The sequence below is a fragment of the Arthrospira sp. PCC 8006 genome, assembly GCF_046480465.1.
In the GTDB taxonomy this organism is placed as follows: domain Bacteria; phylum Cyanobacteriota; class Cyanobacteriia; order Cyanobacteriales; family Microcoleaceae; genus Limnospira; species Limnospira platensis.
The window spans coordinates 1-16,443 of the sequence record NZ_PKGG01000115.1 but is presented as its reverse complement, the minus strand read 5'-3'; the positions used below and the strand labels follow the sequence as shown (position 1 = coordinate 16,443).

Below are 16,443 nucleotides of genomic sequence, written 5' to 3'. Positions count from 1 at the left end.
ACAATTTGAAACGCCAAGCCAATATTTTTAGCATAGCGAGACAGTCTTTCGAGGTCAGTTTCATTAGCACCCGCCAAAATCGCACCACAGACCACACAGGCTTCTAATAAAGCCCCCGTCTTGTGGGTGTGGATAAAAGTTAGAGTTTCCTCAGATACATTTGATAAACCCTCCGATGCTATATCTACCACCTGACCTCCCACTAATCCAGTCGCCCCCACCGCACGACCCAGGCGACCGATTACCTGTAGGACTCTTTCCGGGGGTACACCTTGAGTTTGGGTAGCCACGAACTCAAAAGCATAACTGAGCAATCCATCTCCCGCTAAAATAGCAATATCATCGCCATAGACCTTATGGTTAGTCAATTTCCCACGCCGATAATCATCATTATCCATTGCTGGTAGATCATCGTGAATTAAAGACATCGTATGAATCATCTCTAAGGCGCAGGCTGTCGGCATTGCCATTTCCACTGTACCCCCAAGCAGTTCACAGGTAGCCAAACATAAAGTAGGTCGCAGCCGTTTTCCCCCAGCCATAAGGGAATAGCGCATCGACTCATAAATTTTTTCGGGGTAGGTGACAGTAATAGCAGCATCTAGGGCTGCTTCCACTAATTCCTTTTTTTGGCTAAGATAAGTCGATAGGTCAAATGGTGTATCTGACCCGGATAAATCCATGTTTTCTGTGACTACCATACCGTCGGTGTTGATATCTGTCATAATTAGGGGCAAACCCCACAGCCCAACCAGCCAAAGTCTGATAGCGGTTTATAGGGACAAGTAGGGTAGTAATGGGTGAACATCAGTTTTTATTGTACGGGTCTTTTGACACCATGCGCGATCGCGAATCCCGTTAATCAGATCATCGAGTCGATCAGATGCGTTTCTGATAACTGTCCACCGTATTCTGTAATAGCATAGCCACAGTCATCGGACCGATACCACCCGGTACAGGGGTAATATATCCCGCTATGGGTTCAGCCGCCTGGAAGTCTACATCTCCTACTAACCGCGATTTTCCGTTAGCATCTTCTAAGCGGTTAATTCCCACATCGATAACTACTGCCCCCGGTTTGATATAATTGGCTTTGACCATCTCAGGACGACCTACCGCCGCTATCAGAATATCAGCTTCCGATGCGATCGCTTCTAGGTTTTCCGTCCGGGAATGGGCAACAGTTACCGTACAATTAGCCTCTAGTAACATCAAAGCCATGGGTTTTCCCACTAAAATACTCCGTCCTAGCACTACCGCTCGTTTTCCCGCTAATGGGATTTGATATTCTTCTAATAGACGCATTACCCCCGCTGGAGTACAACTGCGTAACCCCTTTTCCCCTCTTGCTAATCTCCCTAAGTTCATCGGGTGCAACCCGTCCGCGTCCTTGTGCGGTGCTATCTCATACAGCAAACTTACAGCGTCTAAGTGGTCTGGTAAAGGCAATTGTACTAGAATACCATCAACCCGATCATCTTCGTTTAAATTGGCGATCGCTTCTGTAAGTTCTTCCTGGCTCGTATCAGCCGGGAAATGTTGACCAAACGATGCTATTCCTACCCGTTCACAGGATTTCTCTTTGTTGCGGACATAGACGGCGCTGGCGGGGTTATCTCCTACCATTAACACTGCTAAACCTGGAGGTCGTCCCCCTTGTGGTTTGCGGGACTTAATTATTTCCCTCAATTGCCATTGAATTTTTTGGGCTGTTGTCTTACCGTCTAATAAATTAGCCATCACAATATATCCACCAACTCAAAGCCTGTATATTTTCCCAGAAATCTGTCCCCATTTTTAGATAGTATGCCTAGATTTGCGATTCTCCTACCCCCACGCTTTGCTCACCACTTCCATATTCTCTTGATTCTACTATCGCTAACACCAGGGATCATCGGCTGTCGCCAAATTATTGAGTCTACCACTCAATTTACTCGCCAAACTACTAACATTGAGGCGATCGCACAACAGCGCCAAGTTGGCGCTAAAGTCTACACAGAGGGAACTGTAGCTAACCTCGCTCCCTTTGTCGGCGCTGGTGCATATCAGCTTCAAGACTCTACAGGGACTATCTGGGTTTTTACTACCCAACCTCTACCTTCTATCGGTCAACAAATGTTCATCCGGGGTCAGGTTAACTATGAACAAATTACTGTCGAAGGAGCCCCCGGTTTAGATATTGGTGATTTCTATATTCAAGAATTGGAAAGAATCACTGATCACGGATAATCGACAATCACACTCCCCCGACCCAGAGGAGTTGGTAAATTATGTTAAGTTTTGTAACAAAAAGTTAAGAATTGTTGCAAAAACGACCTGTTTTGGGGAGGGGGTAGCTTTTTGGGCGAGCTTGTGATATCATTTTAAATAATGGAAATATATGCCTTTTTTTTGTTATTGCCAATATTCCCATTATGAACAATATGTTATCAACAGTAGCATAAATTCCCGGAAGTTGTCAACCCCTCGGCGCGTTTCTGGGGGGACATTTTTTTAAAATTGACTAAAAAATCAACTTAATAGATAGAGAGATGGGGGGTGATAACCCCCCGTTAAAGATAGGTTATAGGTTAACGGGGGAATTAAGTTAAGGAACAACCAAGACAGGACAGGGAGAGAGATTAATCACACGGTTAGTGATACTGTCAGCAACACCTTCTTCTGTGAGTCCAGTGCCGCGACTACCCATCACAATCAGATCAGCATCAATCTCATCAGCCACATCACAGATAGTGAAAGCAGGTTTACCTTCACGTTCAATGAGTTTAGCATCAATCCCCAGCTCAGAGAAAATACCATGAGCCTCCTGTAAAAGTTGGCTCACCGTATCAGGGGAAGTCATCGGTTCAGAATGGGGAGGCTCCCCGTCTGGTTCTTTTGGTTCAACAACAGCGAGAAGATAGAGGTTAGACTGATAGGTTTGGACAATATTAATCACCCTTTCAGCCGCCTCGCGGGCTTCTCGACTTTGATCTATAGCAAATAAAACGGTCTTAAACATATCTCGCATCTCCAAGACGCGGACTTAGGTAGAATGTTTACGGTGAACGATTTGATGGCAGGTGGGCCACCTGGTTGGTAACAGCCTAGGGGCCATTAACCAATAACCCTCACCGTTCCCATTTAATTTCGATTAAAGCAGAATAAACGATCAAAGAGGTTAATCCTGTGGCTAAAAAAACTGTAGCAAATTTGTCAGCATCAGAACTATCTGGTAAGAAAGTGCTGGTGCGTGCTGACTTTAACGTACCCCTTGATAACGGCTCTATCAGTGATGATACCAGGATTCGGGCAGCTCTGCCTACCATTCAAGATCTGACCTCTAAAGGAGCCAAAGTGATTCTGACCAGTCACTTTGGCCGTCCCAAAGGTCAAGTAGTTGAATCAATGCGCTTAACCCCTGTGGCGGCGCGTTTGTCGGAACTTTTGGGCAAAACCGTTAATAAATGTGAAGATTGCATTGGGGAAGAAGTCGCCCTAGCAGTGGGGGCCATGAATGATGGTGATGTACTTTTACTGGAAAATGTCCGCTTCCATGCCGCTGAGGAGAAAAATGATCCTGAATTTGCCAAGCAGTTGGCTTCCGTAGCGGATCTGTATGTAAATGATGCCTTTGGTACTGCACACCGCGCCCATGCTTCCACTGAAGGTGTGACTCAATATCTGAGCCCCTGTGTGGCGGGTTATTTGATTGAGAAGGAATTGCAGTTCCTACAAGGGGCCATTGAAAGCCCTCAACGTCCCCTAGCTGCCATTATTGGTGGTTCTAAGGTCTCTAGCAAAATTGGTGTCATTGAAACGTTACTTGACAAATGCGATAAGTTGTTGTTGGGTGGCGGCATGATTTTCACGTTCTATAAAGCCAGGGGTCTGAGTGTGGGTAATTCCCTGGTGGAAGAAGATAAGCTGGAGTTGGCTAAGTCCCTGGAAGCGAAGGCGAAAGAAAAAGGGGTAACTATGTTGTTACCTACAGATGTGGTTCTCGCTGATAAGTTTGCAGCCGATGCTGATTCTCAAACTGTTAGCGTTGAAGCAATTCCTGATGGTTGGATGGGATTGGATATTGGCCCTGATTCTGTTAAGGTGTTCCAAGAAGCCTTGGGAGACTGCAAAACTGTCCTCTGGAATGGTCCGATGGGAGTTTTTGAGTTTGAGAAGTTTGCGGCGGGTACTCGGGCGATCGCTCAAACTTTGGCAGAACTCACTAGCACAGGTACAACTACAATTATCGGTGGCGGCGACTCGGTGGCGGCTGTGGAACAACTGAATTTGGGTGAGAAGATGAGCCACATTTCTACAGGTGGTGTGGCTAGTCTGGAACTCCTCGAAGGTAAGCAACTCCCTGGTATTGTGGCTTTAGATGATGCCTAATTGCCGTTGGTAAAACGATTTTGGGGTAAGTCGATTAAGTGCGATCGCTTACCCCAACAGAATCGGCGACTATACTAAAGATATCCCTAATCTTAAACGAGGTGGGAAGTCGGTCTTAGGATACTGAGGCTAATTTCTTTGAGTGTGGGGGAGAAGCAACGAAGGGGATTAAAATGCTTCAGTTCCATAACATCCTCAGATCTAAACTGGCACGCTACCTAATTATCAATATGGTTGCGCTTCTGGTTTATCTGGGGTTAATCTGGATAACCATTGAGACTTTAATGCTCAATGCCATGGAAGCCATTTTCTGGCCGGCAGCGGGATGGTCTTTAGTGGTTTTAATTTGGTGGGGGGGTAAATGTTGGCCGGGAATTATCCTCGGTGCTTTGTTTTCTAACTATTGGCTGACCGGCCACTCCGGTTATCTGGGATTAATTTGGACTCTGGGAACCCTCCTAGAAGCTGGTGCGGGTTGGTTGATGTTAAAAAGGATCGGTTTCTCTCCGGCTTTAGCGCGCCTCAAGGATGTACTGGGACTAGCTATTCTAGCTGGAGCCCTCTCGAGTCTGATTAATTCTACTATTACTCCGATCGCATTATTAATCGCTGGAGAAATCAAATCCGATACATTCGCTGATATTTGGGTAACATGGTGGCTGGGAGATACCATTGGCGTTCTGCTATTAGCCCCGGTACTTCTGACTTGGGCTAATCGATTTAATATTAAATATCAACAGACCAGAGACTTGCAGGGGTCAACCGGGAATCATTGGAGTTGGCTATTACCTGAAAGCTATGAGATTCTCAAAAACCCCAAACAACAGCTATGGCTGCCTAAATTATTCAGCTATCTGGAAATAGGAAGCTGGTTGGTACTATTTTCGGCTTTGAATTGGTTTGTATTCTGTTCGAGAACCCGCGTTCTCACTATTCACTACCCCCTAGAGTACCTGCCATTTCCACTGCTAGTCTGGGCTTCCCTACGTTTTGGTCAGCGAGGAACTGCGATCGCTCACTTATTAACAGCAACATTTGCCGTCTGGGGTGTCCTACGGGGTAGTGGCCCTTTTATGGACAACCTCAACGAAAATCCCCAGGTCTTTTCTCTACAAGCCTTTATTTTAGTGATGACTATCACGGGTTTATTTTTAGCTGGTGCGGTGGAAGAACGACAAACAGTAGAAGCATCTCTACGTTCGGGGGAAGCTAGTTTGGCTACCGCTCAACGTATTGCTAAGTTAGGACACTGGGAATTAGATATCCGACGACTAAACTGTTCTTGGTCTGATCAGCTTTACCGCATTTTTGGCGTTAACCCTGACCAGGTGACTCCCAGCATTGATAGTTTTATGCAATATATCCATCCTCTCGATCGCCTCCGGGTGGAAACTGCTATTTCTCAAGCTATCTCAGAGCAAATTCCCTATTCTATAGATTATCGGATTGCACGCCCTGACGGTCAAGAACGATTTGTGGTTGAACAGGCGATCGTTACCACCACCCATATTACTAGCACTGTTCAGGATATCACTGAGCGCAAACGCGCTGAAATTGCTTTAAGAGCTAGTGAGGAAAGGTTTTCCCGGGTGTTTAAAGCTAGTCCCATTGGCATTAGTATTACTACTGCTCAAGAAGGGCGATTTGTGGATGTCAATGATAGTTTTCTTCGGCAATTGGGATGGAGTCGGGAACAGGTCATTGACCGCACTTTCGAGGATTTGCAAATGTGGGATCCTGACCAGATTAACCCCATCTTTAAAAGACTTACTAATGGCGATCGCCTCAGTAATTTAACCGTGGAAGTCCGCCATAAATCAGGCGCAATTCGAGATTGGTTAATCGCCATTGAACCTATCCAATTAGAAAATACCCCCTGTTTGCTTACCCTGGCTAGTGATATCACGGAACATAAACAGGCTGAGGAACTCCGTAGAGCTAAAGAAGCTGCCGAACAGGCTAACCAAGCTAAAAGCCTATTTTTAGCTAATATGAGTCATGAACTTCGCACTCCCCTAAATGCTATTCTCGGTTACAGTGAATTACTACAAGAAGACGCTCAAGATATCGGTCAGGATGACTTTGTGGCTGACTTGAAAAATATCCACGTTGCGGGTCAACATCTCCTCACCTTAATTAGTGATATTATCGATTTTTCTAAGATTGAAGCTGGCCGCATGAATTTTCACCTAGAAAAATTTCAAATTAATACCTTGCTTTGGGAAGTGGAAACCACTATAGCACCCTTGGCTGAAAAAAATCATAATCAATTGACCCTAGAGGTTGCTCCCGGTCTGGACTTGATGTATACTGATGTAACTAAAGTCAGACAGTCCCTACTTAATTTGTTAAGTAATGCCTGCAAATTCACCGAACAAGGACAGGTAATTTTACGAGTATGGCAACAGTTAATTCCCGCTACAGATTTACCCGATTTGCCCATTTATCACTCCCCGGAATCTCCCTCAGAAACTCTCTCAGAAATCTCCTTTATCTTTTGGCAAGTTCAGGATACCGGAATTGGCATGAATGAGCGACAAATAGGCACGGTTTTTAGTCCCTTTACCCAAGCTGATGAAAGTACAACCCGTAAATATGGCGGCATGGGTTTGGGACTTTCTATAACTCATAAATTATGTCAGATGATGGGTGGTGATCTCTGGGTTGAAAGTCAGTTAAACCAGGGGTCAACTTTGACCATGCGATTACCTCAATATATGTATCAGGGAAAAGAGGCAACTTGAACCTTTCACTTAACTATTAATCTACTATTAACCAATCATGACAATTCAATGGTATCCCGGTCATATTGCTAAAGCTGAACGTACCCTCACAGAACAACTTAAACGAGTTGATGTGGTCCTAGAAGTTCGGGACGCTCGCATTCCCTTGGCGACTCACCACCCTAAAGTATCTCAATGGGTATCCCAAAAACCACGATTATTGATTATTAATCGCCAAGATATGATTCCTCCCCATATACAACAACAATGGCAACAGTGGTTTGAGGAACATCAGGAAATCCCCTATTTTACTAATGCTCAACAGGGAGATGGCGTTGATGCAGTAGTACGCGCTACTAAACAAGCCGGAGAACAGTTGAATCAAAAACGTCAGCAGCGGGGAATGTTACCCCGACCTGTCCGGGCTGGGGTGATTGGATTTCCTAATGTCGGTAAGTCGGCTTTGATTAATCGACTTTTGGGGCGACGAGTGGTAGAAAGTGCTAGACGGGCAGGGGTGACACGCAAGTTACAGTGGGTCAGGATTTCTAAGCAAATTGAATTGTTGGATGCGCCAGGGGTTATTCCTAGCCGCATTGAAAATCAACAGGATGCTCTCAAGTTGGCGATTTGTGAGGATATTGGTGAGGCGGGTTATGATAACCAACGGGTGGCGGCGGGTATGGTCGATTTGTTTCAACATCTCCAAATTCACGATAAATTGACCGATCGCTATTCTCTCGCGATCGCTTCGGAAACTGGAGAGTCTTATCTACAAGCCTTGGCTGATCAACGCTTTCAAGGAGATTTGGAACGCACCGCACGACAGCTACTCAATGATTTTCGCAAGGGCTTATTAGGGGCGATCGCTTTGGAAATTCCACCATCTTGATTTTACTCGGTTTGACTGCCAATACCATAAATATCCGTTTTTGTCAAGTCGCCGATTTTCGATCACCCCGAATTTCCCCAAAACTCGTGCATCGCTAAACTTGAAATTCCCTCGGCGATCGCCCAAGACTCACCATATAATCGGCTTTTTAAGCCGTATTTTGCTCGGTTCACAGAAACCCCAGTGGATTTTTATTTACATAAATCTACCACAACCCCCATTCTGTCGTCAATTATTTGATAATATTTAGCAATAAAAATGTCATAAATATTTACAATCTTTTAAATATTAAAACTATTGGCGAATTTTAAATTAGTAAAACTTATCGTTGCCCGGCTTTTTCGGGAAGGGGGGTTGACAATTTGGGGAAACCTCGGATATAATTTTATTACAATGGAAATCTATTTTCAAAAAAAATATACACAAATATTTATATTATGTTATATATGACCTAGAATATCAGAAAATAGAGGATAATGTCAACCCCTTTTGAATAGAAAAATCGGGTTATTATGGATGATAGTGTATGATGAGTACAATTTGCCCAAGTCGATAATTTGAGTGTGGTGTGATGAAACCGATTTACATTTTAGGTGCGGGTCCAGCGGGGTTAGCTGCGGCTTATACTCTCACCCGTCAGGGAATTCCTGTAGTAGTAGTAGAAAGAGATAAGCGCGTGGGGGGACTAGCGAAAAGTATCGAGTATAAAGGGTTTATTCTCGATTTCGGACCCCATCGATTTTTCACCAAATTATCGCCTGTGGTGAAACTCTGGAATCAAGTATTAGAAAAAGACCAGGTAACAGTTAATCGACTTACCCGCATTTATTACGGGGGAAAATACTTTAGTTATCCTCTCCAAGCCAAACAGGTGCTTTCGGCGTTGGGGTTATTGGAGACAGTTAAAATACTTTCGTCTTATGTGAAAGTGCGTTTATTTCCCAAACCTCAGCCAGAGAATTTTTCTGAGTGGGTGATTGGTAAATTTGGGCGACGGCTGTTTGAGATTTTCTTTGAGAGTTACACCGAGAAACTTTGGGGAATTCCTTGTACAGAAATTAGCGCCGACTGGGCGGCACAAAGAATTAAGGGTTTGTCCTTATATAAAGCCGTGGTTAATGCCTTATTAGGAAATGATGGTAAAGTCAAAACCTTGATTGACCAATTCCAATTTCCTCGGTTGGGGTCTGGTCAACTTTATGATAAAATAGCCGATTATTTAAATCAGCATCAGCAGCCTTTATTACTGAATACCGAAGTGATTGAGGTACATCATAATGATGGTCAGGCTACCCATGTGACTGTCCGCAACCGTGAGACTAAAGAAGTGCAAACTTTTAGCTGTGGGGGGGTGATTTCTTCTATTCCCTTAACTTTATTAGTGGAAGAGTTGAAAACAGCACCGCCTCCGCCAGTAATAGAATCAGCGCGATCGCTTAAATTTCGGAATACTATTTTAGTCTATTTAATTATTGATGATGGTCATTTATTCCCCGATAACTGGCTATATATTAACGACCCCAGGGTCAAATTAGGAAGGGTGACAAATTTTGCCAATTGGTCGCCCGAAATGTTACCCAATAATTATCAAACTCCCCTCTGTTGTGAGTATTGGTGCAATTTTGATGATCAGTTATGGAATTGTCCAGAAGAAGACCTGCTACACATGGCGCAAGCCGACCTGATAAAAATTGGATTACTCCAAAAGCAGCAGGTTTCTGGGGGGTTTGTTGTCCGTTTACCTCGGACTTATCCGATATATGCCGGAAATTATAAAGCCTCTTTAGCAACCCTTGAGGAGTATTTTAAAGGTTTCCAGAATTTGCAGTTGGTGGGTCGATATGGTGCATTTAAGTATAATAACCAAGACCATAGCTTATTGATGGGAATTTTGGCGGCGGAAAATGTAATCACCCCCGGAAAACATAATCTCTGGAATGTCAATAGTGATAGTGAATATGTCGAAGAAGCCGAAGCCGACACCCCCACCACAGTGGCGGCGGTTTCCCGAAAGTCTCGCCGTCGTCAGGCGATCGCTACCTTGCGACAGTTTGGCGGTTATTTACTCACCGGGGGAAGTGCAACCGTTGTAGATGTTTTGGTGTTTTCCCTTCTTACCCAGGCGGGAATTTGGTATGTTTACGCCTTGGGAATTAGTTACTTTTTGGGACTAAGTACCAATTTCTGGTTAAGTCGTCGGTTTGTGTTTGGTATTTACTGGCGTAACTGGTTGATGCAATATGGAGTTTTTGCGACAGTCGCCTTAAATAGTTTATTGGCGAATTTGGGGTTATTACAATTGTTGATTAATGAATTGGGGTGGTCTCCTACCCCGGCTAGACTCGTAAGCGCCGCCTGTGTAGCCTTAATTAGTTTTACCGGACATAAGCTATATTCCTTTTCGTCAGGCGATCGCATTTCCAGTTGGGAGTCTTAGGTAAAAATGAGCGATCGCAAATTTACCCCCCCACCAAGTTTAGCCGTAGTCTTGATAATTACCCTCACCAGTTGGATGATTTTTGTTCCCCTGGTCAACCCCATTGCTATCCCGATCAGAAACAATACCACCGGGGTAATTTCCCAAGCCAGCATTGAGAATATCAGTCCCTATACAGATTATCTCAAATATCTGATTTTGCTATTTACTCCCCCCCTGCTAACTCTGATAGTTTGGAAATTTCGGAAAACATCGCCGGGAGAATATCTCCACCCTGTCATTAACATTACCGCCAAAACTCTCAGCCAAAATTGGTTTTTAGCAACCGCTACCGGAATTTTACTCTTAGCCTGGGTCATTAATATTCCTTTCAACCAGTTTCAAATTACCTCCCTTTTGCGGGACTCCTTCCACGAAGGAGAATTTTTGGGATTTTGGCCGAATTTCTCCCAACTGGAAAAGCCCTTTATTAATACCGTCTTAATTCATGGCTATGGTATGGATGTTTTACCCACAGAAATAGCCATGAGTTTCATTAGCAATAATAACGGAATTGCTTTAAGTCGGCTAGTTGTTAATCTCCAAAATGCACTCACTGCTGTAGGCTATTTTTGGATTTTGTGGGAAATCACCGGGTTAGTAGGATTAAAAAAGTCAAAATTACCCATTTTTTTACTACTCTGTTTATTCTGGTGTATTTTTGATAGCATTTTCTTCAAGTTTGACGGGAGGCGAGGGACTTGGTTTGTCTTTCAAATCGCCATAACTCTCCGTTATTTTCGCCTATTTCTACCCTGGGAAACACCACAACAATTACAATCTAATCATGTCGGGGATAGCCACCATTTTCCTAGACGACAAGCCATAATTTTATCCCTGTTGGTGGGGTTGTCTATTCCTGGGGGTTTTTTGTATGTGTATGACCGCGCCATATATTTCTTAGCCGTTTATTTGATTACCTGTATCATCAGCCTATTTTTACCTTCCCAAACTAGCAAAACTTGGTTAACTGCAACTTTCACCGGGGTAGTCATTTCCCTGAGTGCGATCGCCATTTTTTTAGGATTAGATCAAGTAAATGCGATCGCCTCTCAAATCGCCTACTGGGGAAAATATGGTCGCTACATTTCCTTCATTCCCCTTCCCCCCTTCCAAATGACCTTTATCTCCCAAAAATTCTGGCTATCTATTCTCATTCAAGCCGGAGTTTTAACCTATCTCACCTGGGATTTAATCAGCCATAACTTCCAACTTAAATTCCTTGTCCGCAAACATTTATTTACCCTAATTCTCCTATCCGCCGCCGGCGTTTATATGAGAATCACCCTAGACCGCAGTGATTTAGGTCATGCTTATCACGGCGCAATTATGACAGCATTTTTAACTGTATATTTATTGCTGTTAGCTTATCGGCGATATCTGGAAAATCCCCTACATCAATTAACCCTAACATTGCCGCAAAAGCTGAGTATAGGCGTGTTATTGATATTTATTCTAACCTCAGAATCTGGTTTTAATGTCCTGGAAGCATCCCAGAAACTATCGCAACTCCCAGCCGCTATCTCTGTCCCTGATACTGAATTACTCAAACCCGATTATTTAGAAGCCAAAAATGTCATGTCACCAGAAATAGCCAATCAATCCTGTTTTTTTAATGTCACATCAGAAGGATTGTGGTATTATCTATATAATAAGCCATCCTGTTCAAAATATAGCTATGTTCTCTATGCTAAACCTACCGTCGCCCAAAACCAGGTAATCCAAGACCTAGAAAGGACTCAACCCCCCATAATTCTCTTAACTAATGATGTCTGGTTTCAAAACCCCTGGGATGAAGTCTTAAAAGCCGATTCAGCCTCTCTAATTTATCAATATATTTTACAAAAATATCGCCCACACAAATTCGTCCAATCCCATTGGTTTTGGCGACGCAGTGATATCCCCCCAACTTTCGCCACTACCGACCAATTTAATGGCGCAATTGATGTCATTCCAGAATCACCAATTCGGGTAGGTCAACCCTCAGTTTTAACCGGGTGGGGAGTAATTCCAGAAAACCGAAAACCCGCTGATGCTGTTTATCTCAGCCTGGGGGATAATAACCAGTTAATTGCTGTCGGGGAGGTGAATATTCCTCGCTGGGATGTTGCTAGTGTTTTAGGAATTCCTGAATATGCACAATCTGGCTGGAGGCTAAGGATTCCCACCGCTAGTTTACCCCCTGGCGAAATATCTTTAAAGGTTTGGGCTTATAATTCCGAAAACCACCAGCTAACCCAAATTGGAGAAGCCATTGACATCATTAAACTAAGTCAGGATGGGGCGAGGACGTGATGGGTCTGGTCAATTACCCCATATATATGGAAGATTCAGCCAATCAATTGACAAAAACTCCACATCTGGGGTTATAGTATAAATCCCCTAAATCCCAATTGATTGTATAGGCAGTGTGGGGTGTGCCGAATTTCCTGGAGATATCGTGAATCATCTGATAGAATGGAACGCAAGCTGCGTTGACCCAGAGCTAACTCAATTGAATGTTATCCCCCTAGAAGGCGATCGCCCTTTAGATTATCTGCTGTATGCCGACAACCTACCCAGACGCAATGGTGGTCGAGTATGCGATCGCATTCTTAAACGCTATAGTCATGTTAACCAAGGGGGCTGGTGGTGTTCAGGTGTCGATATCTTAACTGGAAACGAGGATCTGTGGGGATGCTTCAAGCCCGCCAAACCTCGCCTTAGCAGTCACAGCAATAAACCCATAAAATACGAACATCCTCCCCAAACCACCACCGGAATTTTCGCCTTGCGCGTTTCCCAATCAATTTGGGAAGCGATCGCCCATCGTCACAGTGTAACCCTTTCCCCCGAAGCCATACAACCAGACCGCGCCGATTTAGGATTTTGGGAATGGGTTATTGATCATCACGAAATTCCCATCTGTATCACCGAAGGCGCAAAAAAAGCCGGATCACTACTGACTGCTGGATACCCAGCCATAGCCCTTCCCGGTATTAACGGCGGCTATCGAGTCCCGCGAGAACAATGGGGAAACCGCATCGGAAAATCGCAGTTAATACCCGAATTGCAAAAATTAGCCACCCCAGGTCGCCAAATCTATATTGTCTTTGATAGCGACACCAAACCCAACACCATCAAAGCCGTAGACGCAACTATCCGCCAAATGGGATACCTTCTCAGCCGCAGAGGTTGTCATACCAAGGTCATTACCTGGAAACCCCAATTAGGGAAAGGGGTTGATGATCTCATTGCGACCCAAGGAGTAGAAGCCCTACATCAAGCCTATCAAGTCGCTAAACCCCTGGAAACCTGGCGCGCCATCTCCCACTCACGCTTAACCTATTCCGCCGATTTCAACCTCAATTGTCCCTATCTCCCAGAGGATTTAACCATCCCCGAAGCCTCCCAATTAGTCGCCATTAAATCCCCCAAAGGTAGCGGGAAAACTCGACTCTTAGAAAACCTCGTTAAACAAGCCAGCGATAACGGTCAGTCTGTCCTGGTTATCGGTCATCGTATCCGCTTAGTAGAATCTCTCTGTCAGCGGTTTGGTTTAAACTATATGAAAGCCGGAATGGGGACGGTTATCAGTAGTCCTGGAGAGGGTTATGGATTATGTATTGATTCTTTACATCCCGCTTCTTCTCGGGCTTTTAACCCTAATAATTGGGCTAATACTTTGGTGATTTTTGATGAAGTTGAACAGGTAATTTGGCATGGTCTAAATTCCGATACCTGTCGCCAATATCGAGTCGCTATATTGCGATCGCTCAAAGTTTTATTGCAAAATGTCTTCATCTCAAATGGTCGGGTAGTTATCGCTGATGCTGACCTCAGTGATACCACTATTGATTATCTAAAAGCCTTATCGGGAATTCCCCTAACTCCCTTTATTATCGAAAACCATTTTCGACCTACTGCTGATCAGGCTTGGAATGTTTACCACTATGGCGGTCATACCCCTAAACAATTAGTTAAAGACCTAGAAAATCACCTCGCTAGTGGGGGTCGTCCCTTTGTTTGTTTATCCGCCCAAAAGTTGGCTAGTAAGTGGGGGACTTCTACCTTAGAAGCCTATTTTAAAACCCAATTTCCTCAACTGAAAATCCTCCGTATTGATTCCCAATCTTTGGCTGACCCTCATCATCCCGCCTACGGTTGCATCAACCGACTTAATCATATTTTAGCAGATTATGATATGGTTTTGGCTTCCCCTGCTATTGAAACTGGGGTGAGTATTGATTTAAAAGGTCATTTTACCTCCGTATGGGGTATCGCCCAAGGGGTTCAATCTGACAATTCTGTGCGTCAGGCTTTGGCTAGAATTCGCGAAAATATCCCTCGACATCTGTGGATAGCTTCCCACGGTTTAAATAGGTTGGGAAATGGCGCTTTATCTATGTCATCTCTCCTGAGTTGTAGCCATCGCTTAACTCAGTTAAACATTCGTTTATTACAACAGTCGGATTTTGATGATGTAGATGATTTGGAAATGGGGTTTCAAGCTGAGTCTTTACTGTGTTGGGCTAAAATTGCCGTCCGGTTTAATGCTGCTATGACCCGCTATCGGGAATCTGTATTGGCTGGCTTGGAAGCTGAAGGTCATCAATTATTCCCCGTTTCTCCTCATCGCGAAACTTCTGATTTGGTGGCTGACCATCACCTTAAACCTAGTTTAACTGATTTGATTTCTGCTGTGCGCGATCGCAATTATCAGACTGAATGTTGGGCTATATCTACCGCTACAGATTTAAGTGATTTGGAATATCATATATTGCAAAAAAAGCTGTTTAAAACACCTTCAGAATGTCAATCTTTACGCAAGTATCAATTAAAATCTCGCTATGGTATTCCCGTTAATCCTGAATTGGTTACTAAGGATGACCAGGGATGGTATCAACAATTGAAATTGCATTATTTTTTAACTGTTGGTCGTCCCTTTCTGTCCGCAAGAGATGCGCGAATAGCCCAGGAGTTGGGACAACGAGGACAAGGTAGTTTATTTAGTCCTGATTTTAACCGATCGCAATTAGGCGCAGTGGTGGGGACTCTCGAATTATTACGCATTCCTACTTTATTACAACAGGAAAATCGCGAGTTTAAAAATACTGATCCTGATTTACAGGAAATGGCGAAGCTGGCTTTAGGCGATCGCACTGCTATTAAGTCTATTATCGGAATAGGGTTAGCACCACGATCTACCCCCATTATGGTACTAAGTCGCTTTCTTGATAAAATTGGTTATGGCTTAAAATGCGATCGTCTCCAAACTTGTGGTAAAAAACGACATCGGGTCTATCAATTACTTATCCCTGATGATGACAGAAATCTTGTCTTTCAACAATGGTTGAATAATTCTGGGGGTTGACAACCCCTGTCGAGTCATGATAAGATATTGACATATAGTTTATATCATAATGGAACATTTGCCTAAAAAATAAAATTGCCAATATTTCCATTATCTAAAATAATACCAGAGACCGCCACGAAAATCAACCCCCCCCACTGCCAAAAGTCGTTTTTTGCAACAATTCTTAATTTTTTGTTACATAACTTAACACAATAGCCAATATAGAGACAGGGGTGGCTTGTCTATGGGGTGAGATCAACCGCCAATTCCCAAGCGACTAGCCAACGTAGGGGTAAGGGGAAAGAGGGTAATAATCATCATAAAGATAGCCAGGAGCCCCCAAGCCGCGCGGGTATCGTCAGGTTCTGTGAGTTCATTAAGGCTAGGACGTTCGAGGTTGCGTTGTAAAATGAGGATAACCGCCGCCCAATACAAAGCCAGGGGATTGACCAAAGAGGCGATCGCCAAAACAATAAAAGTAGCAAAAGTAGACCGTCCAGCGACTTTACGCCCAAAGATAGACTGGATAATGCGACCACCATCTAACTGTCCAGCAGGCATTAAATTAATAGCAGTAATCACCAAGCCTAACCAACCAATGATAGTTAAGGGGTGAACATCGACAATACTTTGCTGTAGGGCGTTT

The 16,443-nt window shown here is 44.0% G+C and carries 11 protein-coding genes; 7 read left to right on the top strand and 4 right to left on the bottom strand.

Annotated elements, in window-relative coordinates:
• On the bottom strand, positions 1–725 hold a 725-nt coding region (locus tag B9T16_RS16515), incomplete at its 3' end, for a polyprenyl synthetase family protein (RefSeq protein WP_410245273.1).
• A 154-nt stretch (positions 726–879) separates the two neighbouring features.
• Positions 880–1,740: a bifunctional methylenetetrahydrofolate dehydrogenase/methenyltetrahydrofolate cyclohydrolase FolD gene (gene folD / locus B9T16_RS16510; RefSeq protein ID WP_006620001.1), complete on the bottom strand. Its 861-nt coding sequence runs from the start codon at positions 1,738–1,740 to the stop codon at positions 880–882.
• Positions 1,741–1,806: 66 nt separating this feature from the next.
• Between folD and B9T16_RS16505 the strand changes: the two genes are divergently transcribed.
• On the top strand, positions 1,807–2,229 hold the full coding sequence (locus tag B9T16_RS16505) for a hypothetical protein (protein WP_006620002.1): 423 nt from the start codon (positions 1,807–1,809) through the stop codon (positions 2,227–2,229).
• A gap of 358 nt (positions 2,230–2,587) precedes the next feature.
• On the opposite strand, the gene B9T16_RS16500 is transcribed toward B9T16_RS16505, so the two are convergent.
• Entirely contained in the window at positions 2,588–3,001 is a 414-nt protein-coding gene (locus B9T16_RS16500) for a universal stress protein (RefSeq protein ID WP_006620003.1), read from the bottom strand.
• A 167-nt stretch (positions 3,002–3,168) separates the two neighbouring features.
• On the opposite strand from B9T16_RS16500, the gene B9T16_RS16495 reads away from it, so the two are divergent.
• From B9T16_RS16495 to B9T16_RS16470, 6 genes are all read left to right on the top strand, one after another.
• Positions 3,169–4,371, top strand: a complete 1,203-nt coding sequence (locus tag B9T16_RS16495; protein WP_410245272.1) for a phosphoglycerate kinase — start codon at positions 3,169–3,171, stop codon at positions 4,369–4,371.
• A gap of 230 nt (positions 4,372–4,601) precedes the next feature.
• A complete protein-coding gene (locus B9T16_RS16490) occupies positions 4,602–7,115 on the top strand; it encodes an MASE1 domain-containing protein (protein ID WP_410244291.1) in 2,514 nt (837 codons plus the stop codon).
• 37 nt (positions 7,116–7,152) lie between these two features.
• The gene (gene ylqF / locus B9T16_RS16485) at positions 7,153–7,986 is read left to right on the top strand and encodes a ribosome biogenesis GTPase YlqF (RefSeq protein WP_006620006.1); all 834 of its coding nucleotides are present in this window, start codon (positions 7,153–7,155) and stop codon (positions 7,984–7,986) included.
• Positions 7,987–8,557: 571 nt separating this feature from the next.
• Positions 8,558–10,423, top strand: coding sequence for a GtrA family protein (locus B9T16_RS16480; RefSeq protein ID WP_410244290.1), 1,866 nt, complete (start codon positions 8,558–8,560; stop codon positions 10,421–10,423).
• 6 nt (positions 10,424–10,429) lie between these two features.
• Positions 10,430–12,757 (top strand): hypothetical protein, encoded by a 2,328-nt coding sequence (locus B9T16_RS16475; protein ID WP_410244289.1) that lies wholly within the window; start codon positions 10,430–10,432, stop codon positions 12,755–12,757.
• 145 nt (positions 12,758–12,902) lie between these two features.
• Entirely contained in the window at positions 12,903–15,815 is a 2,913-nt protein-coding gene (locus tag B9T16_RS16470; RefSeq protein WP_410245271.1) for a plasmid replication protein, CyRepA1 family, read from the top strand.
• A gap of 237 nt (positions 15,816–16,052) precedes the next feature.
• Here B9T16_RS16470 and B9T16_RS16465 read toward each other — a convergent pair.
• On the bottom strand, positions 16,053–16,443 hold a 391-nt coding region (locus tag B9T16_RS16465; RefSeq protein WP_410245270.1), incomplete at its 5' end, for a site-2 protease family protein.